This is a genomic window from Streptomyces sp. NPDC037273, from assembly GCF_055603625.1.
Genome location: NZ_JBVJVO010000022.1, coordinates 12,874 through 28,666 on the forward strand (window position 1 = coordinate 12,874; position 15,793 = coordinate 28,666).

Here is a 15,793-nt window from a genome sequence, read left to right on the forward strand (position 1 = left end):
CCGACCGACCCGGTCGGCACCGACCCGGTGAAGGGCGGTCGTTCAGACGCCGGCTCCGAGCACCGCGGTGACGCGCTGCGGGTCGCCGCAGACGACGAGCAGCACACCAGCGCGGGTCATCGCCGAGGGCAGCGCCTGGGCGACCTTCTCGTCGTCGCCGCCGTTGAGGGCGACGATCACCACGGGACGGGTCTTCGCCCGCTCCGCGGCGGAGGCGTCCGCGAAGAACACGTCGTCGCCGGAGTCCTGCTGGGCCCAGTAGGCGACCTCGCCGAAGGACAGCTCGTGCGCCGCCCACGGGTGCTGCTCACCGGTGGTCAGCACCAGGACGTCGCCGGGCGCCCGGCCGCTCTCGAGCAGCAGGTCCAGGGCCTCTTCGGCGGCGTCGAGCGCACCGTCGAGGGGGGCCGGGATCAGCTGGATCTGCGGCGCGGACCCCTGGTCGGAACGATTCTCCGACCGGTTGGCCGGGGACGGACCGGGACCGGGGCGGCCGGGACGCGGAGTGGCCGCGGAACGCGGACCGGGTACGGGACGGGGGGTCGACGCGGTGGCGCGGGGACCCTGGGCGCTCTCGTGAATCTGAGGCTCCTCGGGAGGGAGGGATGGATGGATGGAGGTCGAACACCGCCGCGCGGAGCACCGGCGGGTGGGCACGCATGTGCACCCCGGGCGCGTGAGGGGCCGCCCTGCGGCGGTTCTCCACGACCGGAAGATCAGAAGTCGAAGCCGAGTTGGCCCCCGCTTTCCAGCGCGGCCGCCTCGGCGGAGAGGCGGACCTTCTTGAGGTGACGCCACTGGGGCAGCGCGTCCAGGTACGACCAGGAGAGACGGTGGTACGGGGTGGGTCCGAGCTCTTCGAGCGCCGCTTTGTGGACCGGGGAAGGGTAGCCCGCGTTGGCACCGAAGCCGTAGGCCGCGTAGGGCTCGCTCTCGAGCTCGGCCATGAGGGTGTCGCGGCGGACCTTCGCGATGACGGAGGCGGCGGCCACGGCGATGCAGGACTGGTCGCCCTTGATCACCGTACGGACCTGCCAGGGGTTGCCGAGGTAGTCGTGCTTGCCGTCGAGGATCACCGCGTCGGGGCGGACGGGAAGGCCTTCGAGGGCCCGGACCGCCGCGAGACGCAGGGCCGCGGTCATTCCGAGTTCGTCGATCTCCTCGGGAGAGGCGTCGCCGAGCGCGTACGCGGTGACCCACCGCTCCAGCTCGGCCGCGAGCGCGGTCCGGCGTTTGGGGGTGATCAGCTTGGAGTCGGTGAGGCCTTCGGGGGGCCGGCGCAGTCCGGTGACGGCCGCGCACACGGTGACGGGGCCGGCCCACGCCCCGCGCCCGACTTCGTCGACTCCGGCGACGACCTTGGCGCCGCTGGTGGCGCGGAGCGATCGCTCGACAGTGTGAGTGGGAGGTTCGTACGGCATGGCGCAAGCCAGGTTACGCCGCCCGGTGCCGCGCGCGATACCCGGATTCCCTTCGGACCGTCGGGCGGCCTCGCGGACCGGCCGCGGGGGCCGTGGTCGGGCCGACCGCGGACCCGTCTCAGCCGCATCCCGCGCGCACCAGCGGCACCATGATCCGGTCGATCACGGAGGCGATCTCCTCGTCCGGCCATTCGCTGCCGCACACCTTGGAGCGGTACATCATCATCGCCGGGATCACGTCGAGCACGAGGTCGTCGATCGCGTCGGCCCGCACTTCGCCCCGCTCGATTCCGCGCCGGAGCACCTCTCTGAAGAGTCGGTTGGACGGCTCGACCACGCCGGTGACGATGAGCTCGTGGAAGCGCTCGGCGGAGTCCGCGTCGCACTCGTGAAGCACGGCGCGCAGGGCGAAGCCCGGCTTGGAGTACATGACGTCCCTGACCCGGAGGCAGAGCTCGTAGAGCTCGTCGCGCACGCCGCCGAGGTCCGGCGCCTCGTCGAGCGTCGGCAGTCCGGCCTGGAGGGCGTCGGCGACGAGGTCCTCCTTCGACGGCCAGCGGCGGTAGACGGCGGCCTTGCCGGTCTGCGCGCCGACGGCGACGCCCTCCATCGTCAGACCGTTCCAGCCGACGCTTCCGAGCTGGTCGAGCGCGGCCTCCAGGATGGCCCGTTCGAGGACGGGACCGCGGCGTCGCGGCGACACCCCTTCCGGCCGGGCGGCGGCCGTGGAGCGCGAAGTAACCATCAGGATCTCTCCGTTGAGGCGATGCGGGTCGTCGGCAGCGCTCAGAGAACGGTTGCGTTCACTGAGGGGGACTCACTACCGTGGTGAACAGTGAACGGGTGCGTTCACTAATTCTTCCGTGGGGGATCCATAGTGACAACTTCTCCGCTGGACACCCAGACCAAGGACGGACCCGCTCGCGCCGTCGGCCGGCCGGGCATCGCCCTGGCCGTCATCGCCGCCTGCCAGCTGATGGTCGTCCTCGACGCGACCATCGTGAACATCGCCCTGCCGCACATCCAGAACGCGCTGTCCTTCTCGACCACCGACCTGTCGTGGGTGCTCAGCGCCTACACCCTCACCTTCGGCGGCCTCCTGCTGCTCGGCGGACGCACGGGGGACATCCTGGGGCGCCGCCGGGTGTTCATGGCCGGCATCCTGCTCTTCACCTTCGCCTCCCTCCTCGGCGGCTTCGCCCAGGAGCCCTGGCAGCTCCTCGCCGCCCGGGCCGTGCAGGGGGTGGGCGGCGCCATCGCCTCGCCCACCTCGCTCGCCCTGATCACCACGACGTTTCCCGAAGGCCCGGAACGCAACCGGGCGTTCGGCGTGTTCGCCGCCGTCTCCGCGGGCGGCGGCGCCATCGGCCTCCTCGCCGGCGGCATGCTGACCGAGTGGCTCGACTGGCGCTGGGTCCTCTTCGTCAACGTGCCGATCGGTCTGCTCATCGCCTTCCTCACCCCGCGCTACATCGCCGAGTCCGAGCGGCACCCGGGCCGCTTCGACATCGCGGGCGCCGCGACCTCGACGCTGGGCATGGCGGCGCTGGTGTACGGGTTCATCCGGGCGTCCGAGGAAGGCTGGAAGGACGCCCTGACCATCGGTTCCTTCGTCGCGGCCGTGGTCCTGCTCGCCGCCTTCACGCTCGTGGAGTCGAGGGCCAGGGAACCGATCACCCCGCTGCGGATGTTCGCCGACCGCAACCGCTCGGGCACGTACATCATCATGCTCAGCCTGTCGGCCGCCATGTTCGGCATGTTCTTCTTCATCGTGCTGTGGGTGCAGAACGTGCTCGGCTACAGCCCGATCAAGTCCGGCCTCGCCTTCCTGCCGGTGACGGTCGCGATCGCCGTCGGCGCCGGACTCGCGCAGCGGTTCCTTCCGACCCTCGGCCCCAAGCCGTTCATGGTGGCCGGCGCGGCGATCACCGCCGCCGGCCTCTTCTGGCAGATGTTCATCGCCGCGGACAGCAGCTACGCCGACGGCGTCCTCGGCCCGATGCTCCTCTTCGGCTTCGGCATGGGCCTCAACTTCGTGACGCTCACCCTGACAGCCGTCTCGGGCGTCGCGCAGCAGGACGCGGGAGCCGCGTCGGGCCTGCTCAACGCCACCCAGCAGGTCGGCGGTTCACTCGGCCTCTCCATCCTGGTCACGGTCTTCGGCACGGCGAGCCGCGACGAGGGCGTCCGGCAGGTCCCGGGCTTCCTCGCCTCCGCGACGCCCGAGCAGAAGGCCGAGTTCGCGAAGACCAGGCAACTGCCCCCTCCCTGGGGCCACGAGGTGCTGACCTCGGGCATCGCCTCGGCCTTCATGGCGGCCGCGGTGATGGCGCTGATCGCACTCGTCACGGCCGCCCTCATGATCCGGGTCCGCAAGAGCGACCTGGAGGCGCTGAGCGGCCGCGCCGAGGCGGCAGGCCCCGTCGCCTGACCGCGGGCGCGCGTCCGAGGCCCGGATGCGCGACCAGGGCCGTACAGCGTCCGAAAGCGTGAGAGGTCCCTCGAACCCCGAGGGACCTCTCACGTCGATCAACGCCCGGCGCACCTCGTACGGCCGCGGCGAAGGCGGTGTCAGGCGGGCGCCCCGTCCGGGACCCAGTCGGGCAGCGCCTCGGTCTGCCGCAGCCAGTCGGCGGGCGGCGCGCCGGCCTCGCCGCCGGCGACCACGCCTCCGGCAATGGCGCAGGTGGTGTCGACGTCACCGCCGACCTGCGCGGTCGTCCAGAACACCCGCTCGAAATCGCCGAGGCCCCGGGCCGCCGACCAGAGGGCGAAGGGCACCGTGTCGTGGGCGCTCGTCCGCCGGCCGCTGCCGAGCACGGCGGCGACCGTACCCACATCGCCGTAGTCGAGCATGTCGCGGGCCCTGCGCAGGCCCGCCCCGACCGCGGAACGCGGCACCAGGGCGATGACCCCGTCGAGGAGCGCCTCGGGCGTGGGCGGTCCGGCGGGGTCGGCGGCGAGCGCCGCCGCGGCGGCGACGGCCATGGCACCGACCACGGCCTCCCGATGCTGGTGGGTCGTGTACGCGGAGATCTCGGCCTGGTGCGTCGCCTGCTCCGGGTCGTCCGCGTACCAGGCGCCGAGCGGGGCGATCCGCATGGCGGCGCCGTTGCCCCAGGAGCCCTGGCCCTTGAAGAGCGCGGCGGCAAGTTCTCGCCAGTCGCCACCCTCCCGGATGAGCCGGAGCATCCGGTTGACCGCGGGGCCGTAGCCGCGGTCGAAGTCGTGGTGCCGGGCGAAGGACAGCGCGAGGGCGTCCTGGTCGATCCGGTCGTGGTGCACGAGCACGGCCAGGACGGAGCAGGCCATCTCGGTGTCGTCGGTCCACTGCCAGGGGCCGGCGGGCAGCTCGCGCCGCTTCAGCAGGGGATAGTTGGCGGGTACGAAGAACTGGGAGCCCAGGGCGTCTCCCACGGACAGCCCGCGCAGGCTGGCCAGGGCGCGGTCGAAGCGCCGGTCGAGTGAGGAGTCAGCGGTCATCGCTCTGCCACTCTATCCGGTGTAGCCGTACGGTTCCGGGGTACACCAGCGTTCGAACGGCCTGTCCAGGCGGTACCGGCCGTCCTGGCCGAGCTGGAGGACGCGGGTCTCGGCGTTGCCGGGGTTCGACAGCGACTCGAAGTCGGCGACCGTCCAGTGGAACCAGCGCATGCAGAACAGGCGCATGGTCAGTCCGTGGGTGACGAGCAGGACGTTCGGCGGGTGATCGGGCGCCTCGAAGCTGCGGTAGAGGCTCTCCAGGAAGGCCCCGACCCGGTCGTAGACGTCCGCCCCCGACTCGCCCTGCGCGAATCGGTAGAAGAAGTGCCCGTACGCGTCCCGGTACGCCTTCTGCAGGCGCACGTCCTCCCGCTCCTGCCAGTTCCCCCAGTCCTGCTCCCGCAGCCGGGGCTCCTCCCGGATCCTGACCTGGCCCGGGGGCAGCCGGAAGGCCCTGAGGGTCTCGTGGGTGCGGCGGTACGGCGACACGTAGACGCTTACCGGTTCGTCGCCGAAGAGCTCCCTGAGCCGCTCCCCCGTCGCCTCGGCCTGGCGCAGGCCTTTCTCGGTGAGCTTCAGCGCATGGTCGGGCTCGCGTTCGTACACCGTGTCATCGACATTGCCCTCGGACTCTCCGTGCCGTACGAGAACGATGCGCCGCGGTCTTGCCATACCCCGACCCTAGATCGCGGGCTCCCGACCGGCTCGGCCGGGCCCGCACCCGGCCTCCATACGGTGTACGAGGCAGGAGCGCACCATCCGGTTCACACCGTCCACGCCGGTTCGAGCTGGACGACGTCGCCCGAGAGCGCGGCGACGTCGGCGGCCGTGCGGGCGCGCAGCCCGAGGCGCTCGATGCGCTCCGCCCGGTACTTGCCGTGCTCGGCGGCGGAGTGCCACATCGAGAGCACCAGGAACTCGCTGCCGGGGGCTTCCCCGAAGAGGCCCCGGAGCATGCCCGGTGAGCCGGCCATCGCCGGGTTCCACACCTTCTCCTGCATGAGCGCGAAGTGCTCGGCGCGGTCCTCGTGGACACGGCAGTGCGCGACCCGTGCCACGTCGGCGTCGGAGAACCGCGGCTCGAACCCCGTCTTCACGTCGAAGCGGTGGTCGAACAGCTTGACCTGGATGTCTTTGAACGTGCCCATCTGCGAGGCCGCCAAACGATCGTGCGACCGCGCCATGAAGGAGTCGTAGAAGGCCCGGCTCTCCCAGAACGCGAAGATGTGGGCGACGTCCGGTCGAGCCCGGCTCCACCCGCCGCCCTGTCCCCGGAATCCCGGCTCACCGAGCAGCCCCGCCCATTTCCGCTGTCCCCGCTCGAACCCTCGACGGTCCGTCACGATGCAGCGAATCCACTTGACCAGCACCGCGCCATGGTACGGGGCGGGAGAGCGCCCCGGCAGCCCCTCTCAGACCCCCGCCGGGTGCAGACGCTGGAGTCCCGCGCGCTCCTCGTTGTCCAGTTCGATCCCGAAGTCGGCGGCAAGCACGGCGGTCAACCGGGACGCGGTCACCACCGTTTCCTCAGTGGAACCGTCGGTCCGCACGGCCGTCAGCGTCTCGCGGACCAGTGCCCTGCGCACGTCGGCGCCGGGCCGCTGGGCGACGACCTGGCCGAGGAAGCGCGAGAGCGGATGGCTGGAGCTGTAGTGGTTGAGGACGGTGAAGTCGCCGGGATAGAGGGTCTGCGGCGCGAAGGCGTACAGGTCGGTCCAGCCCTGCGGCCGCAAGGAGCGCAGTACGTGGATGCCCTCGTCCTCGACACCGACACCGAACGTCCAGCCGCCCTGCTCGACCCGCGCCCCGTCGCGCAGCGGCACCGGCTCCAACGGCCCCTGCCAGCCGAATCCCACGTCGGCGAGCCACGGTTCGCCGTCCACCGTGACGACGAGCAGCGCGTGCGTGACCGGCGTCAGCGCCGTTCCGCGCGAGCGGTTACGTGCTCCGCGACCGGACACCGTGAACCCGATCCGTTCGAGGGCCGCGGCGAAGAGCGAGTTCTGCTCGTAGCAGTAGCCCCCTCGGCGCCGCTCGACGAGCTTGTCCTGGAGGCTCTTGAGGTCCAGGGGCACCGTCCGTCCGAGGGCGACGTCCAGGTTCTCGAACGGAATGGCGTCGACGTGCGCCCGGTGAAGGGCCGTCAGCGTCCCCAGATCGTGGGCGAGTTCGCCGTCCCGCCGTACGTCGTATCCGATTCGAGCCAGATAAGCGTCGAGATCCAGCTCGTCACCACTCCACAAACCGCTCTCCCCCTCAAGCGCCGGGTCCTCTGTCGTAGCCCCATGACACCATGAGCAATCAGCCCACGACCACGGGCATTTCGGCAGGTGGACGAGACGCGGCGAGGGGTGCGCGGGGGCGCACAGGAAGAGGGGAAGCACGATGAGCGGACTCAACAAGGGTGTGCGGCGGGTCGAGGTGACGCTCAGGTGGGACCCCGCTCCGGCCGGCTCTCCGGCCCACGACCTGGACCTCGTCGCGGGCGTCTTCCCGGCGGCCGATCCGCACGGGGAGCCCGTGTACCTGGTGCACTTCGGCAGCCGCTCCCCCGACGGCACCATCACCCTCCACCGCGACAGCCGTACGGGCCAGGGCTTCGGCTACGACGAGGCCATGACCCTGGAGCTCGACCGGCTCTCCTCGGAGTACGCGCGTGTGGTGGTGGGCGTGGCGATACAGCAGAACGGCGGGCGGCTCGCCTTCGGCCGCATAACCAACGCCGGCATACGGGTCCGCGAGGGGTACGACGACCTGCTGACGCACGACTTCGCGGACGTGCCGGAGGCCCTGTCGGCGACGGTCGTGGAGTTCACGCGCGACGGGGACGGCTGGTCGTACCGCCCGGTCAGCCACGGCTTCGACGCCGACCCGCAGACCTTCGCCACGCTCCTGGGCACCGCGCGGGCCTGACGCGGGCCACGCACCCACGAAAGGAGGCGCCGACCATCCGGCCGGCGCCTCCGGACACCCCGCGGGGATCGGATCAGACGCGGCAGCGCAGCATCTCCAGGGGCGGGTTGGCCAGGAAGTCCGCCCAGAAGTCGGCGCCGTACTCCTCGACGCCCGCCTCGGAGACCTCCACCGGGACCCAGGTCAGCTCGCTGAATCCGGCCGCCCGGAGACACTTCTCGTAGACCTCGCGGCGCGGGAACGTGCTGACGATCGTCACCGGCTGGTCGAGCAGCGCGGTGGTCCGGACCCGCGGTCCCGCCTCGGCCTGCTCGCCGGTCAGCTCGGTGACGAAGCCGTATTTGGCCAGCGAGGGTCCGGCGAAGTCGTAGTCGGGCGACTGGTTGAACAGGAAGAGCTCGGCACCGGGCGCCAGGTGCTCGTGGGCTTTGCGGCACATCCGCTCCATGGCCGCGATGTCCGGCGCGTAGTTGAGCAGCTGGACGCCCACCGCGAGGTCGAAGCGCTGCCCGAGCGCCCCCAGTTCGGCCGCGTCACCGACCTCGTAGCGCACGCCCAGCGGCTCGCGCTCCTCCAGCTCCCTGGCCACCGCGACCATCTCCCCGGAGATGTCGACCCCACACACCTCGGCGGCCCCCCGCCGCTTGAACTCCCTGCTGTAGAACCCGGTCCCCGACGCCAGGTCCAGAACCGACCTGCCCCGCACATCCCCCACCATCGCCAGGAAGCTCGGCACCTCCCCGTACCGCACCGCCGGCAGCGCCTTGAACCCCTCGAACGCCTCACCGATCCCGTCGTACTGCTGCACACCCATCGTGCCGCCCTCCCCTGTGACTCCGTCGGATTCCCGGCCACCGCCCCTCCAAGGGCCCCGCGGCCTTCGCCACCCAGTCTTCCCCCACCCCCTCCACCCCCCGGTACTGGCGAAACCCACGAAGATCCACCCCCCACCCCATTCGTGTCTACGGCCCACCCCGCGCGCGGATCCAGTGTTCCTGGGGGCGTTCGGGCACGGGATGGGCCTGGGGGAGCCGGGAAACGACGGAAAGGGTGCCGGCACATGGCCGGCACCCTTTCTCAGCTACGCGTCAGCGGGTCAGCTGCAACCGCTGGTGGAGCCGCAGCCCTCGCAGATGTAGCAGGAGCCGGCGCGCTGCATCTTGGTGCCGCAGGAGAAGCAGAGCGGGGCGTCGGCGCTGATGCCGAGCTGCATCTCGACGAGCTCCGCCGAGGTGTGCGCCTGCTTCGGGGCCGGGACCTCGGCCTGCGGGGCCGGGGCCGCGACGGCCTTCAGCTCCTGGGCGCGGGGCGCGGACTGGGCCAGCGCCTCGACGTCGACCTCGTCCTCGGCCTGCTCGTACGAGCCGGTGTCGAGGTGGCGCTGACGCTCCTCGGCCGAGTGGATGCCGAGGGCGGAGCGGGTCTCGAACGGCAGGAAGTCGAGCGCCAGGCGACGGAAGATGTAGTCGACGATCGACTGCGCCATCCGCACGTCCGGGTCGTCCGTCATGCCCGCCGGCTCGAAGCGCATGTTGGTGAACTTCGAGACGTAGGTCTCCAGCGGGACGCCGTACTGCAGACCGACGGAGACGGCGATGGAGAAGGCGTCCATCATGCCCGCGAGGGTCGAGCCCTGCTTGGACATCTTCAGGAAGACCTCGCCGAGACCGTCGTCCGGGTAGGAGTTGGCGGTCATGTAGCCCTCGGCGCCACCGACGGTGAAGGAGGTGGTGATCCCCGGGCGGCCCTTGGGGAGGCGCTTGCGGACCGGGCGGTACTCGACGACCTTCTCGACGGCCTCGCGGATCGTCGCCTCGGACTTCGCGGTGACCTCGGCCTTCTCGTCCTCCTTCTTCTTGGCGGAGAGCGGCTGGCCGACCTTGCAGTTGTCGCGGTAGATCGCGAGCGCCTTGACGCCCATCTTCCACGCCTCGAAGTAGACCTCCTCGACGTCCTCGACCGTGGCCGTCTCCGGCAGGTTCACGGTCTTGGAGAGGGCGCCGGAGATCCAGGGCTGGATGGCGGCCATCATGCGGACGTGGCCCATCGCGGAGATGGAGCGCTCGCCCATGGCGCAGTCGAAGACCTCGTAGTGCTCGGTCTTCAGGCCGGGGGCGTCGATCACATTGCCGTGCTCGGCGATGTGGGCGACGATCGCCTCGATCTGCTCCTCCTGGTAGCCCAGGCGGCGCAGGGCCTGCGGGACGGTGCCGTTGACGATCTGCATCGAGCCGCCGCCGACCAGCTTCTTGAACTTGACCAGGGCAAGGTCGGGCTCGAGGCCGGTGGTGTCGCAGGACATCGCGAGACCGATGGTGCCGGTGGGGGCGATGACCGAGGCCTGCGCGTTGCGGAAGCCGTTCTTGGCGCCGAGGCGGATCACGTCCTGCCAGGCCTCCGTGGCGGCGGCCCAGATAGGCGAGTCCAGGTCGTCCACGCGGACGGCCTTGGTGTTCTCGTCGGCGTGCTGCTGCATGACGCGCTGGTGCGGCTCGGCGTTGCGGGCGTAGCCGTCGTACGCGCCGACGACCGCGGCGAGCTCGGCGGAGCGCTTGTACGAGGTGCCGGTCATCAGGGAGGTGATGGCACCGGCGAGGGCGCGGCCGCCGTCGGAGTCGTACGCGTGACCGGTCGCCATCAGCAGGGCGCCGAGGTTGGCGTAGCCGATGCCGAGCTGGCGGTAGGCGCGGGTGTTCTCGCCGATCTTCTGGGTGGGGAAGTCGGCGAAGCAGATGGAGATGTCCATCGCGGTGATGACGAGCTCGACGACCTTGGCGAAGCGCTCGACGTCGAAGGACTGGCTGCCCTTGCCGTCGTCCTTGAGGAACTTCATGAGGTTCAGCGAGGCGAGGTTGCAGGACGTGTTGTCCAGGTGCATGTACTCGCTGCACGGGTTCGAGCCGTTGATGCGGCCGGACTCGGGGCAGGTGTGCCAGTGGTTGATCGTGTCGTCGTACTGGATGCCCGGGTCGGCGCAGGCCCACGCGGCCTCGGCCATCTTGCGGAAGAGCGACTTGGCGTCGACCTCCTCGATGACCTCACCCGTCATGCGGGAGGTGAGGCCGAACTTGCCACCGGACTCGACGGCCTTCATGAACGTGTCGTTCACGCGTACGGAGTTGTTGGCGTTCTGGTACTGGACGGACGTGATGTCGTCGCCGCCCAGGTCCATGTCGAAGCCCGCGTCACGGAGGGCGCGGATCTTCTCCTCCTCCTTGACCTTGGTCTCGATGAAGTCCTCGATGTCGGGGTGGTCGACGTCGAGGATGACCATCTTGGCCGCGCGGCGGGTCGCGCCGCCCGACTTGATCGTGCCGGCGGAGGCGTCGGCGCCGCGCATGAAGGAGACGGGGCCGGAGGCGTTGCCGCCGGAGGAGAGCAGCTCCTTGGAGGAGCGGATGCGGGAGAGGTTCAGGCCGGCGCCGGAGCCGCCCTTGAAGATCATGCCCTCTTCCTTGTACCAGTCGAGGATCGACTCCATGGAGTCGTCGACGGACAGGATGAAGCAGGCGGAGACCTGCTGGGGCTGCGGCGTGCCGACGTTGAACCAGACCGGCGAGTTGAAGCTGAAGATCTGGTGCAGGAGCGCGTAGGCCAGCTCGTGCTCGAAGATCTCGGCGTCGGCGGGCGAGGCGAAGTAGCCGTAGTCCTCGCCGGCCTTCGTGTACGTCTTCACGATCCGGTCGATGAGCTGCTTGAGACCGGTCTCGCGCTGCGGGCTGCCGACAGCGCCGCGGAAGTACTTGCTGGTGACGATGTTGACCGCGTTCACCGACCAGAAGTCGGGGAACTCGACGCCACGCTGCTCGAAGTTGATCGAGCCGTCGCGCCAGTTGGTCATGACGACGTCACGGCGCTCCCAGGCCACCTCGTCGTACGGATGCACGCCGGGGGTGGTGTGGATGCGCTCGATACGCAGGCCCTTGCTCGCCGACTTGGCTCCCTTGGTGCGGGAACCACGTGCCGGGCCGCTCGCCGTCTCTGTCATGCCGCCTCCCATATACGGGCAAAACACACTTTGGCGCCCAGATAGTCCCAGGGCACCGTCTTCTGTCTGTACTGCTGCCACGAGGACCGCGCGGGTCGCTCGGGGCACGTCTGCCGGGCCGCACGGCGGCCGGTCGCCGGGCCTCGGTCGGCCCGGACCGCCGATCAGTCGGCGGCGGTGGCGGGAACGGGGACCTCGGGGGTCACACCGGTCCCGGTGTTCTCAGCGGGAGGCCGCACGCGGAGCTCCGCGATGGCGGCCTCGAAGTCTTCGAGGCTGTTGAAGGCCTTGTACACGGACGCGAAGCGCAGGTACGCGACGAGGTCGAGCTCCTGCAAGGGGCCGAGGATGGCCAGACCCACGTCGTGGGTGGTCAGCTCGGCGCTCCCGGTGGCGCGCACCGCCTCCTCGACCCGCTGGCCGAGCTTGGCGAGGGCGTCCTCGGTGACCGGTCGCCCCTGGCACGCCTTGCGGACGCCGGAGATGACCTTGGTGCGGCTGAAGGGTTCGGTGACGCCGGAGCGCTTCACCACCATGAGCGAGCACGTCTCCACCGTCGTGAAACGACGGGAGCAGTCGGGGCACTGACGACGGCGACGGATCGACGTCCCGTCGTCGGTGGTGCGACTGTCGACGACACGGCTGTCAGGGTGCCTGCAGAAGGGGCAATGCAAGGTTCCGACCCTTCCTCACGGCACGACTGATGAGCCTCACCGGCCCGTCAAGGCCCTGCGAAGCGACCACCAGCATAGGCGATGCGTGCGCCCTCGGCAGACCGAGGACCACAACCCCTGGGTGGCCGGTGCCATACAACCACTAGATCTTGGGTTGCGGGCGATTCTGGGCCCCGCGCGTGTCGCAGGCCCCCCGCTGCCGGGATTCCGGCCCCGCGGATGCGACACTGGGGGGCACGGCGGAGGCCCGCGACGCCGCGGCGAGGCCGTGCCGCGACCGCGTCACGGCCGCGCGTGAGAGCGCTCATACACCCCCGTACAAACAGGCGTAAGGCAATCTGCGATTTTTCACTCGAACGTGTGTTTGGCGCAACCTTTCGAAAGCTACTACCGTTGTGCCAGCCAGGGAGACCATTCGAGAGGGGCCGACGACGTGACCACCACCGCAGACAGTGCCACCATCACCGCCCAGGACCGCTCCCAGGGCCGACTCGAGCCGGTGCACGCCATGAATGACGCAAGCATGAACGGCGAGGAGCCCGGGCGACCCGCCCGCGCCCTCCCCGGGCGACCTCCAGGCATCAGGGCCGACAGCTCCGGGCTGACCGACCGGCAGCGTCGGGTCATCGAAGTCATCCGCGACTCGGTCCAGCGCCGCGGCTACCCGCCGTCGATGCGCGAGATCGGGCAGGCGGTGGGCCTCTCCAGCACGTCGTCGGTGGCTCACCAGCTGATGGCCCTCGAGCGCAAGGGCTTCCTCCGCCGTGACCCGCACCGCCCCCGGGCGTACGAGGTACGCGGCTCGGACCAGCCGAACACCCAGCCGACGGACACCACGGGCAAGCCCGCCGCGTCGTACGTCCCGCTGGTCGGCCGGATCGCGGCCGGTGGACCGATCCTCGCCGAGGAGTCCGTCGAGGACGTCTTCCCGCTCCCCCGGCAGCTGGTCGGCGACGGCGAGCTCTTCGTCCTCAAGGTCGTCGGCGACTCGATGATCGAGGCCGCGATCTGTGACGGCGACTGGGTCACCGTCCGCCGCCAGCCCGTCGCGGAGAACGGCGACATCGTCGCCGCCATGCTCGACGGCGAGGCCACCGTCAAGCGCTTCAAGCGCGAGGACGGCCACGTCTGGCTGCTCCCGCACAACGCCGCGTACCAGCCCATCCCCGGCGACGAGGCCACCATCCTCGGCAAGGTCGTGGCGGTGCTCCGGCGGGTGTGACCCACCCCGCCGGCTCTGACCGGGCCCCGGGACCAACTGCGCCGGTCCCGGGGCCCTGCCGTGTCCGCAGGACCCCGGAATGCCGGGCGGAGCCTCAGTCGCTCGCCTTCTTCGAGGCCGCGTCGATCGCCGCCAGGGACTTCCGCACCTGGTTGCGGTCCGTCGTGTACCAGAAGTCGGGCAGCGAGGCCTTCAGATAGCTGCCGTACCGGGCCGTGGCCAGTCGCGGATCGAGGACCGCCACGACACCCCGGTCACCCGTGGCCCGCACCAGCCGGCCCGCGCCCTGCGCCATCAGCAGCGCCGCGTGGGTCGCCGCGACCGCCATGAAGCCGTTGCCACCGGCCTCCTCCACGGCCTTCTGCCGCGCGCTCATCAGCGGGTCGTCCGGACGCGGGAACGGGATCTTGTCCATGACGACCAGCTGACAGCTGGGCCCGGGGACGTCCACGCCCTGCCACAGCGACAGCGTGCCGAAGAGACAGGTCTTCGGATCGGCCGCGAAGTTCTTGATCAGCTCACCCAGGGTGTCCTCGCCCTGGAGCAGGATCGGAAGCTCGGGAATCCGGGTCCGCAGCTCCTCCGCGGCCTGCTGTGCCGCGCGCATGGAGGAGAACAGCCCCAGGGTCCGGCCCCCGGCCGCCTGGATCAGCTCGGTGAGCTCGTCGAGCATGTCGCCCCGCTCCCCGTCCCGCGCGGGGCGCGAGAGGTGCTTGGCGACATACAGGATGCCCTGCTTCGGATAGTCGAACGGGGAGCCGACGTCGATGCCCTTCCAGACGGGCAGATCGTCTCCCTTGGTGCCCTCGGGGGCGAGTCCGAGCGAGGCCCCGACGCCGTTGAAGTCGCCGCCGAGCTTGAGCGTGGCCGAGGCCAGCACCACCGAACGTTCCGTGAAGAGCTTCTCCCGCAGCAGGCCCGAGACGCTGAGCGGGGCGACCCGCAGCGAAGCGCCGAAACGGTCGTGCCGCTCGTACCAGACGACGTCGTACTCCGACCCCTGCGTGATCCGCTCCGCCACACCGTGGACGGTCTCGACCGAGGCCATGGCCTGCTTGCGCACGGCGTCCTCGTCCTGCACGGCCCGGTCGCGGGTGTTGCCCAGAGCCGTGATCACGGCGCGGGCCGCGTCGCGCAGCGCCATCAGCGCGTACGCGAGATCCTCCGGGATCTCTTCGAGGCGGCCCGGCAGCGCCAGCTCCATGACCCGCTCGAAGCCCTCGGCCGCGGTCTGCAGCTGGTCGGCGACCTTCTCGTCGACGAGCTTCGCCGAGCGGCGCACGGCGCGGTTGACCTGCCCGGGGGTGAGCTCGCCCGTGGCCACCCCGGTGACCCGGGAGACCAGCTCGTGCGCCTCGTCGACGATCAGCACCTCGTGCTGCGGGAGCACCGGGGCGCCCTCGATGGCGTCGATGGCGAGCAGGGCGTGGTTGGTCACGACGACATCGGCGAGCTTGGCGCGCTCGCGGGCCGCCTCGGCGAAGCACTCCGCCCCGTACGCGCACTTGCTCGCGCCCAGGCACTCCCTGGAGGAGACCGAGACCTGCGCCCAGGCCTTGTCGGACACACCGGGCGTCAGGTCGTCCCGGTCGCCGCTCTCCGTCTCGTCCGACCAGTCCCGGAGCCGCAGCAGGTCCTGGCCCAGCTTGCTGGTGGGCGCCGCCGCCTCGAAGGGGTCGAAGAGGCCGTCCTCCTCGTCCTGCGGGACCCCCTCATGGAGCCGGTGCAGGCAGAGGTAGTTCGACCGGCCCTTGAGCATGGCGAACTGCGGGCGGCGGCGCAGCTGCGGATGCAGCGCGTCGACCGTCCGCGGAAGATCACGCTCGACGAGCTGGCGCTGCAGCGCCAGGGTGGCCGTCGCCACCACCACGCGCTCCCCCTGGGCCAGCGCCGGCACGAGGTACCCGAGCGACTTGCCGGTACCGGTGCCGGCCTGGACGAGGAGGTGGGAGTTGTCGTCGATGGCCTCGGCCACGGCCGTGGCCATGGTGACCTGGCCGGGTCGCTCCGTGCCGCCGACGGCGGAGACGGCGGCGTGGAGGAGGTCGGGGAGGGATGGCTTCGTCATAGCCCTTCCAGCCTACGGGGCACC

The 15,793-nt window shown here is 70.7% G+C and carries 14 protein-coding genes; 3 read left to right on the top strand and 11 right to left on the bottom strand.

Annotated elements, in window-relative coordinates:
- Positions 1–42 precede the first annotated feature (42 nt).
- From ACZ7G1_RS35980 to ACZ7G1_RS35990, 3 genes are all read right to left on the bottom strand, one after another.
- Positions 43–657, bottom strand: a complete 615-nt coding sequence (locus tag ACZ7G1_RS35980; protein ID WP_470880207.1) for a hypothetical protein — start codon at positions 655–657, stop codon at positions 43–45.
- A gap of 59 nt (positions 658–716) precedes the next feature.
- Positions 717–1,421 carry a ribonuclease HII gene (locus tag ACZ7G1_RS35985; protein ID WP_470880205.1) on the bottom strand — a complete coding sequence of 235 codons (705 nt, stop codon included), beginning with the start codon at positions 1,419–1,421 and terminating at the stop codon, positions 717–719.
- Positions 1,422–1,539: 118 nt separating this feature from the next.
- Positions 1,540–2,166, bottom strand: coding sequence for a TetR/AcrR family transcriptional regulator (locus ACZ7G1_RS35990; RefSeq protein WP_470880203.1), 627 nt, complete (start codon positions 2,164–2,166; stop codon positions 1,540–1,542).
- Positions 2,167–2,298: 132 nt separating this feature from the next.
- On the opposite strand from ACZ7G1_RS35990, the gene ACZ7G1_RS35995 reads away from it, so the two are divergent.
- The gene (locus ACZ7G1_RS35995; protein ID WP_470880202.1) at positions 2,299–3,852 is read left to right on the top strand and encodes an MFS transporter; all 1,554 of its coding nucleotides are present in this window, start codon (positions 2,299–2,301) and stop codon (positions 3,850–3,852) included.
- 140 nt (positions 3,853–3,992) lie between these two features.
- Here ACZ7G1_RS35995 and ACZ7G1_RS36000 read toward each other — a convergent pair whose 3' ends face one another.
- The 4 genes from ACZ7G1_RS36000 to ACZ7G1_RS36015 all read right to left on the bottom strand — a co-directional run bounded on the left by ACZ7G1_RS36000 (position 3,993) and on the right by ACZ7G1_RS36015 (position 7,147).
- A complete protein-coding gene (locus ACZ7G1_RS36000; protein WP_470880201.1) occupies positions 3,993–4,904 on the bottom strand; it encodes an ADP-ribosylglycohydrolase family protein in 912 nt (303 codons plus the stop codon).
- A gap of 12 nt (positions 4,905–4,916) precedes the next feature.
- Positions 4,917–5,576 (bottom strand): histidine phosphatase family protein, encoded by a 660-nt coding sequence (locus ACZ7G1_RS36005; protein ID WP_470880199.1) that lies wholly within the window; start codon positions 5,574–5,576, stop codon positions 4,917–4,919.
- Positions 5,577–5,668: 92 nt separating this feature from the next.
- A complete protein-coding gene (locus ACZ7G1_RS36010; RefSeq protein ID WP_470880197.1) occupies positions 5,669–6,274 on the bottom strand; it encodes a YdbC family protein in 606 nt (201 codons plus the stop codon).
- A 42-nt stretch (positions 6,275–6,316) separates the two neighbouring features.
- Positions 6,317–7,147: an arylamine N-acetyltransferase family protein gene (locus ACZ7G1_RS36015; RefSeq protein ID WP_470880195.1), complete on the bottom strand. Its 831-nt coding sequence runs from the start codon at positions 7,145–7,147 to the stop codon at positions 6,317–6,319.
- A gap of 142 nt (positions 7,148–7,289) precedes the next feature.
- On the opposite strand from ACZ7G1_RS36015, the gene ACZ7G1_RS36020 reads away from it, so the two are divergent.
- Positions 7,290–7,817, top strand: coding sequence for a TerD family protein (locus tag ACZ7G1_RS36020; RefSeq protein WP_470880194.1), 528 nt, complete (start codon positions 7,290–7,292; stop codon positions 7,815–7,817).
- 73 nt (positions 7,818–7,890) lie between these two features.
- Here ACZ7G1_RS36020 and ACZ7G1_RS36025 read toward each other — a convergent pair whose 3' ends face one another.
- The 3 genes from ACZ7G1_RS36025 to nrdR all read right to left on the bottom strand — a co-directional run bounded on the left by ACZ7G1_RS36025 (position 7,891) and on the right by nrdR (position 12,479).
- Entirely contained in the window at positions 7,891–8,631 is a 741-nt protein-coding gene (locus ACZ7G1_RS36025) for a class I SAM-dependent methyltransferase (RefSeq protein WP_470880192.1), read from the bottom strand.
- Between the two features lie 282 nt (positions 8,632–8,913).
- Positions 8,914–11,805 (bottom strand): vitamin B12-dependent ribonucleotide reductase, encoded by a 2,892-nt coding sequence (locus tag ACZ7G1_RS36030; RefSeq protein WP_470880191.1) that lies wholly within the window; start codon positions 11,803–11,805, stop codon positions 8,914–8,916.
- Positions 11,806–11,969: 164 nt separating this feature from the next.
- On the bottom strand, positions 11,970–12,479 hold the full coding sequence (gene nrdR / locus ACZ7G1_RS36035) for a transcriptional regulator NrdR (protein ID WP_470880189.1): 510 nt from the start codon (positions 12,477–12,479) through the stop codon (positions 11,970–11,972).
- Positions 12,480–12,912: 433 nt separating this feature from the next.
- Here nrdR and lexA point away from each other — a divergent pair, with 433 nt between their 5' ends.
- Positions 12,913–13,701 (top strand): transcriptional repressor LexA, encoded by a 789-nt coding sequence (gene lexA / locus ACZ7G1_RS36040; protein WP_017237805.1) that lies wholly within the window; start codon positions 12,913–12,915, stop codon positions 13,699–13,701.
- A gap of 94 nt (positions 13,702–13,795) precedes the next feature.
- Here the strand turns inward: lexA and ACZ7G1_RS36045 are convergent, their stop codons facing one another.
- Entirely contained in the window at positions 13,796–15,769 is a 1,974-nt protein-coding gene (locus ACZ7G1_RS36045; protein ID WP_470880188.1) for an ATP-dependent DNA helicase, read from the bottom strand.
- Positions 15,770–15,793 lie beyond the last annotated feature (24 nt).